A 6,175-nucleotide genomic window follows, 5' to 3' on the forward strand; every position below is an offset into this window, starting at 1 on the left:
GAATCGTGTGAACGGGGCGAATAATAGCGGGGCGGTTGCGGCTTGTAAAGCGTGAAGACGTCCGATGCGTTCGTTTGCTGCAAGATTGCCCAACCTGCTGCTTTTTCTCGCTTTTGTCGCTTATCCCGCGCGCAGCGTCGCCGAATTGCCCGTTGATCGGCGCCGTTGCCTGCCGATGGTGCAACGGTTGCCCTGCGCGGTGGCGCGCGCCGCCCGGCGAACGGCCATTTACCGCCTTGTACCCCGCTTCCACGGCCGTTTACCGACTCTGGCCTGGATCTTGCTGTGATTGCATGACCGGATTTCGGCATTCTCAATTTAGCGGCTCGCTGGAGGCACTATGAATTTCAGACGTCTGAAGTACTTCGTGAAAATCGTCGATATCGGCAGCCTGACCCAGGCGGCGGAGGTATTGCACATCGCCCAACCGGCGCTCAGCCAGCAGTTGGCGACGCTGGAAGGAGAGCTGAAGCAACAGCTGCTGATCCGCACCAAGCGCGGGGTGCAGCCGACCGAGGCCGGCAACATTCTGTATGCCCACGCGCAGACCATTCTGCGCCAGTGCGAGCAGGCGCAGAGCGCGGTCAACAGCGCCGGGCAGGCGATGAGCGGCCAGGTGTCGCTCGGGCTGGCGTCGGGCAGCACCGCGGCGCAGCTGGCGCTGCCGCTGTTGCAGACCCTGCGCGATCAGCAGCCGGGCATCCTGCTCAGCCTGCATGAAAACGGCGGCGCGGCGTTGGCCGGGCAGGTGGCTAACCAGACGCTGGACATGGCGATGGTCTACGGCGCCAAAATGCCCGCCGGGCTGCACGCCATCGCATTGATGCGGGAAGATCTTTATCTGGTGGCGACGCGCGCGGTGCCGCATCCCGGCAACAGCGTCGAGCTGCTGGACGTGGCGCGGCTGAACCTGTTCCTGCCGCGTGAGGGCGATGCGGTGCGCAACCAGCTGGAGGAGGCGATGGCGCTGCGCAAGCTGGCGATCAACGTGGTGGGGGAGATCGAATCCTCGGGCGCGCTGAGCGCCGCGATCGCCAGCGGGTTAGGGGCGACCGTGCTGCCGGAATCGGTGGCGCGCGCGATGATCGGCCCGGCCAAGGCCTGGATGGCGCGCATCAATGCGCCGACGATGTCGGTGCCGCTGTCACTGTGCATGTCGAGCCAACAGGCGCTGTCCGCCCCGGCGCTGCTGGTGAAAGACCTGTTGCTGTCGATCGCCGGCGGCCGCTGCCAGGAGAAGCGCGCGTTGGCGCTGGTGCGTTGAGGAAAAAACGGCCCGCCGCAGCGGGCCTGAGCACCGTTACCGGAACGGCGGTTCGTTGAAGGTGCGCAGCTTGCGCGAGTGCAGGCGATCGCCCTCGGCGCGCAACAAGTCGATGGCGCAGATGCCGATCTGCAGGTGTTCGGAGATCGCCCCTTCGTAGAAGCGGTTGGCCTGGCCCGGCAGTTTGATCTCGCCGTGCAGCGGTTTGTCGGAGACGCACAGCAGCGTGCCGTACGGCACCCGGAAGCGATAACCCTGAGCGGCGATGGTGGCGCTCTCCATGTCGACCGCCACCGCGCGGCTGAGATTGAAGCGGCGCGCCGAAGCGGAGTAGCGCAGCTCCCAGTTGCGGTCGTCGGTGGTGACCACGGTGCCGGTGCGCAAACGCTGTTTAACCTCTTCGCCAGGCATGCCGCTGACCATCTTGGTGGCGTCGTACAGGGCGCGCTGCACCTCGGCGATGCTCGGGATCGGGATATCCGGCGGCAGCACCGCATCCAGCACGTGATCGTCGCGCAGATAGGCATGGGCCAGCACGTAATCGCCGATCTTCTGGCTTTCGCGCAGGCCGCCGCAGTGGCCGATCATCAGCCAGGCGCTCGGGCGCAGCACCGCCAGGTGATCGCAGATGGTTTTGGCATTGGACGGGCCGACGCCGATGTTGATCAGCGTGATGCCCTGGCCGGTGCGCGAGATCAGGTGATAGGCCGGCATCTGGTGGTTTTTCCACGCCAGATCGGACACCGCCTGCTCGGGCGCGCTGGTTTCCGGCGTGATGTAGGTGCCGCCGGCGCTGGAGAGCGCGATGTACGGGCTGGCCGGATCGGCGATCTGGGCGCAGGCCCAGCGCACGAACTCATCCACATAGCGGGTGTAGTTGGTGAACAGCACGAACGGCTGGAAATGCTCCACCGGCGTGCCGGTGTAGTGCCGCAGACGCGCCAGCGAGAAATCCGCGCGCAGCGCATCGAAATGCGACAGCGGGAAATGGTTGTCGGTGGCGTGGTACAGGCCGTCGGCGGTCTCGTCACCGATCTGCGCCAGCTCGGTGGTGGGGAAATGCTGCGCGATGCCGGCGCTCATTGAACGATCGAGCGCCAGGCTGGAGCCGTCGATGACATAAGGGAACGGGATCTCCTGCTGCGACGGCGCCACTTCGATATGGGCGGCGTAGTCGTGTTCCAGCATCGCCAGCTGTTCGGCCAGATAGTGGCGGAACAGCTGCGGCCGGGTCACGGTGGTGCTGTAGCTGCCGGGATGGGTAAAGCGGCCGAAGGCGCGGGTTTTGCTCGGGCCGGATTGCTGCCCGTCCCAGCTGACGCGCAGTTCGGGATACACGAACAGTCCGGCGGCGCGCGCTTGCGCATCCGGCAGGGCGCCGTGGCTGATAAAGTCACTGACCGCCTGCCGCAGCGCGTCTACCGCGGCGTCATACAGGGCTTCCAGTTGATCGAGTGCCTGATCGGCGCTGAGGCCGCTGCGAGGTGGGGCATAGCTCATACTTTCTCCTTCGATGTCCCGGCTCTGGCGGGATTGGCGGCGTTTCACCGTCACAGGTTAGCCGAAGAAGGGCGTAAAAGCTTGGTTGAAATGATGGGCGCGGCAAAGAAATTACCGCGCCCGTGAAGGCGGGGAGATCAGGAGGCGGGACTTGCCGCTTCGACCTTCAGCGACACCAGGCCGATGCCCAGCTTCTTCGGCGTGAAGCCGCCGCTGGCGTTCTCTTTCGGCTCGGTCGGCGCCGGCGGGGTAATGCTGATCTTCTGCGCGCCGCGCGGGTTATCGAAGCGCAGGGTGACGGTGCTGTCCTGTTCGCCGAGCGACACGAAGCGCTCTTCGTCGCCGACGCGCACCGAAATCGGTTCGCCGACGTTGTTGCCGTAGGCGCGGGCGCGCAGCACCAGATCGAAGCTTTTCGGCAGCGGGTCGACGTAATCGATGTCGACCGCTGGCGCCAGATTGGCGTCGGACCAGCGGCCCCATTCCTCGACGGCGGAGACGCCGGTGATGGCCCTCACCTGTTCCGGCATGCCGGGCAGCATGAACTCGATGGCGTCCGCCCGGTATTTCACCGCCGCGTCGTCCACCTGCAGGCGGGCGACGGCGTTTTGGTAATCGGCGACGCTGTCCGCCGCCGGGCCGGTGAAATTCACCTTGCCGTTGAAGCGTTCGCCGCTGGCCTGGACGATCTGCGGCGGCGAGGCGAGGGTGCCGGAGGCCACGCAGATGTCGGTGCTCAGGGCCAGCTGCGGCGCCCAGACCCGGCCGATCTCGTAGCATTTATCGACCCAGACGAATTTCTCCCCCGCCCCCAGTCCGGCCAGCTGTTTGCGCAGCGGGGTGGAGAGGTAGACGTTGAACATCGGTTCGATGCGGTTATCGCCCACCCGCAGGATGAACGGCACCTTGTAGGTGACGCCGGAGAAGCTGAAGCTGCGCTGGCGCGTGTCCACGCTGTAGTCGCTGATGCGGTTCGGCAGGCCCCACTGGTTGATCACCGCCGGTTTCCAGCCGTTGATCTTCTCTTCGATATTCAGGAACACCGTAGACAGCGACGGCGCCGACAGGCTGCTGCGGCCAAGGCCGATGTAATTGTCGCCGCCCATCACGTCCAGCACCGTGGCGCCGTTGTCCAGCGTGCTGCGTTTCTCGTTGCGCTGTTCCGCCAGCGGCCGGGTGCCGTCGATGATGAAGAACAGATTGCGGCGCTTCTGTTTGGTCAGGATGTCGTAGGCGGTGTTGTTCATCGCCAGATGATCGGAGGACACCACGATCACGGTGTTGCTGAAATAGGGCGAGCGTTTGATTTTGTCGATCAGCGCGGCGATGTGTTGCTGGCTGCAGGCTACCGCGCTCAGCGAGCGGTTTTCCTTGTTCTGCCAGGCGTAGCTTTTCTTGCTGCAGCCGGCGGAAATAAAACCGTCCGGGTGATGAGTATCAACGGTCAGGGTGAACAGCGAGAACGGCTGGCGCTGTTTGGACAGCTCGACGAACTTGCCGTACACCACGTCCAGCACGCTGTCGTCGTACCAGCCCCAGTCGTTTTTGTAGCTCGGATCGGCGACCTGATCGCGCAGCTCTTTGAAGCCGTAAACGTGGTCGAAGCCGTGGGATTTCAGGAAGGTGTCTTTACCGGCGAACGCCAGCTCGGCGCCCTGATAGAAATAGTTGCTGTAGCCGGCGGCCTTCAGCACGTCGCCCAGGCAAACGTTCTCCGGGTAGAAGGTGGAGACCGCGCTGGAGGCGTTGCCGTCGAAGGGCGCGAACAGCGGAATGCCGCACTGTGAGGCGACCATGCCGGCGATGGTGTAGCCGGTGCCCGGCAATTGCTGGGTATTGCTGAAATCGATGCTGCCCGCGCGCAGGGCGTTCAGCTCGTCGGCCAGGCCGGGAAACAGCTCGGTATCGAAGTAGGTGCGTTCCAGGCTCTCGGCATAGATGTACACCAGGTTCGGCCGCTTGCCCTGTACGGTTTTTTTCGGCGCTTTGTAGTAAGTGGTGAAATCGGCGGTATCGCCGACGATCTGGCTCTTGACCAGCAGCGAGATGTCCTGAAATGCCGGGGTGGTGCCGACCGAAAACAGCGCCAGCAGCACGGCGACGATGCTGTAGGCCACGCTGCTGCCTTTGGCTTTGCGGCGCAGCAGGCTGCGGGCCAGCACCGCGAAGATAAGCCCCAACGCCGCCAGCAGGCCGATGAACGGCAGCACGTATTTGCTGATGCCCGCGCCTTTGAGGCTGCTGGTGACGGTGTAAATCACCGCGTCGGTGATGCCGTCGCCGGTAAAGTAGTTGCTGGCGATCAGGATGACGTTCAGCACCAGATAGCTGCCGAGCAGCGTCAGCAAAATGGCGAACCACCAGCGGTTGGCGGCGGCCCGGGTGCGATAAATCAAAATCGACGCCAAAAAGAGAACAAACGAAACGACTGCTAAAACCATCCGCCAAACCTTGTCTGATTGGAAAAAAACGTTGCTGCCCTGGTCTGCGCCGCCGACCGTGCCGCGGCGCGAAAAGTGAAGGGTATAGCCTATTGCCGGCGGCGGAACAACGCGCGATCTCCCGCTACGGCCGACGAACGGCGGCTATTGTACATTTTTATGACAATAGTGTGACGTTAATCACGCCGACGGCGGCCTCGGCGGCGAAAGCTTGCTGGTCGGAGGTTTCGCTCTACGCTTAATGAGCGCCACGACGGTGTGCCCACTAGCCATTCAGGAGGAAGTATGCAGACAATCCCCGCAGCGGTACTCGACGATCTGGCCCCGCAAGGCGTGTTGCGCGCGGCGATCAACTACGGCAATCCGGTGCTGGCGCAGGCCGGGGCCGGCGGTAAACCGCAAGGCGCTTCGGTGGAGCTGGCCGCCGCGCTGGCCCAGGAGCTGGGCGTGGCGCTCGAACTGGTCACCTATGACGCGGCGGGCAAGGTGTTCGCCGACCTGGACAGCGGCGCCTGGAACCTGGCGTTTATGGCTATCGAGCCGGTGCGCGCGGCGCAAATCGCTTTCAGCGAACCCTACGTGATCATCGAGGGGACTTACCTGGTGGCGAACGACGCGCCTTACTTTGAGGCGGCGCAGCTCGACCGGCCGGAGGTGCGCATCGCGGTCGGCCAGGGGGCGGCGTACGATCTGTTTTTATCGCGCACGCTGCAGCAGGCGCAGCTGGTGCGGGCGGCAACCTCCGCCGAGGCGATCGCGCTGTTTTTCGAACGGGGGCTGGAGGCGGCGGCCGGCGTGCGTCAACCGCTGTTGGCCGCCGCGGCCTCCCATCCCGGCTACCGGGTGCTGGACGGGCATTTCACCGCTATCCGCCAGGCGATGGCGGTGCCGCGGCAAAAAACGCAGGGCGCCGCCTACGTGAACGCGTTTATCGAACGCTGCAAGGCCAACGGGCTGGTGAAGGCGGCCT

General features: G+C 64.4%; 5 protein-coding genes. 3 read left to right on the top strand and 2 right to left on the bottom strand.

Annotation, left to right across the window (positions count from 1 at the left end; translation table 11 throughout):
• The first annotated feature begins 64 nt into the window (after nucleotides 1-64).
• Together ADK28_RS31310 and nac are read left to right on the top strand one after the other, a co-directional pair.
• Nucleotides 65-289: a hypothetical protein gene (locus tag ADK28_RS31310; protein ID WP_126186879.1), complete on the top strand. Its 225-nt coding sequence runs from the start codon at nucleotides 65-67 to the stop codon at nucleotides 287-289.
• A 51-nt stretch (nucleotides 290-340) separates the two neighbouring features.
• Entirely contained in the window at nucleotides 341-1,264 is a 924-nt protein-coding gene (gene nac, locus ADK28_RS06145) for a nitrogen assimilation transcriptional regulator NAC (RefSeq protein ID WP_048795177.1), read from the top strand.
• Nucleotides 1,265-1,300: 36 nt separating this feature from the next.
• Here the strand turns inward: nac and ADK28_RS06150 are convergent, their stop codons facing one another.
• Nucleotides 1,301-2,764: an AMP nucleosidase gene (locus ADK28_RS06150; protein ID WP_048795178.1), complete on the bottom strand. Its 1,464-nt coding sequence runs from the start codon at nucleotides 2,762-2,764 to the stop codon at nucleotides 1,301-1,303.
• Between the two features lie 137 nt (nucleotides 2,765-2,901).
• Entirely contained in the window at nucleotides 2,902-5,205 is a 2,304-nt protein-coding gene (opgB, locus tag ADK28_RS06155) for a phosphatidylglycerol--membrane-oligosaccharide glycerophosphotransferase (RefSeq protein ID WP_033639925.1), read from the bottom strand.
• A 285-nt stretch (nucleotides 5,206-5,490) separates the two neighbouring features.
• Here opgB and ADK28_RS06160 point away from each other — a divergent pair.
• Nucleotides 5,491-6,175 (top strand): transporter substrate-binding domain-containing protein (locus tag ADK28_RS06160; RefSeq protein WP_048795179.1); only part of this gene is annotated, 685 nt, incomplete at its 3' end.

It is taken from the genome of Serratia sp. 506_PEND, assembly GCF_001076875.1.
GTDB lineage: Bacteria > Pseudomonadota > Gammaproteobacteria > Enterobacterales > Enterobacteriaceae > Serratia > Serratia marcescens.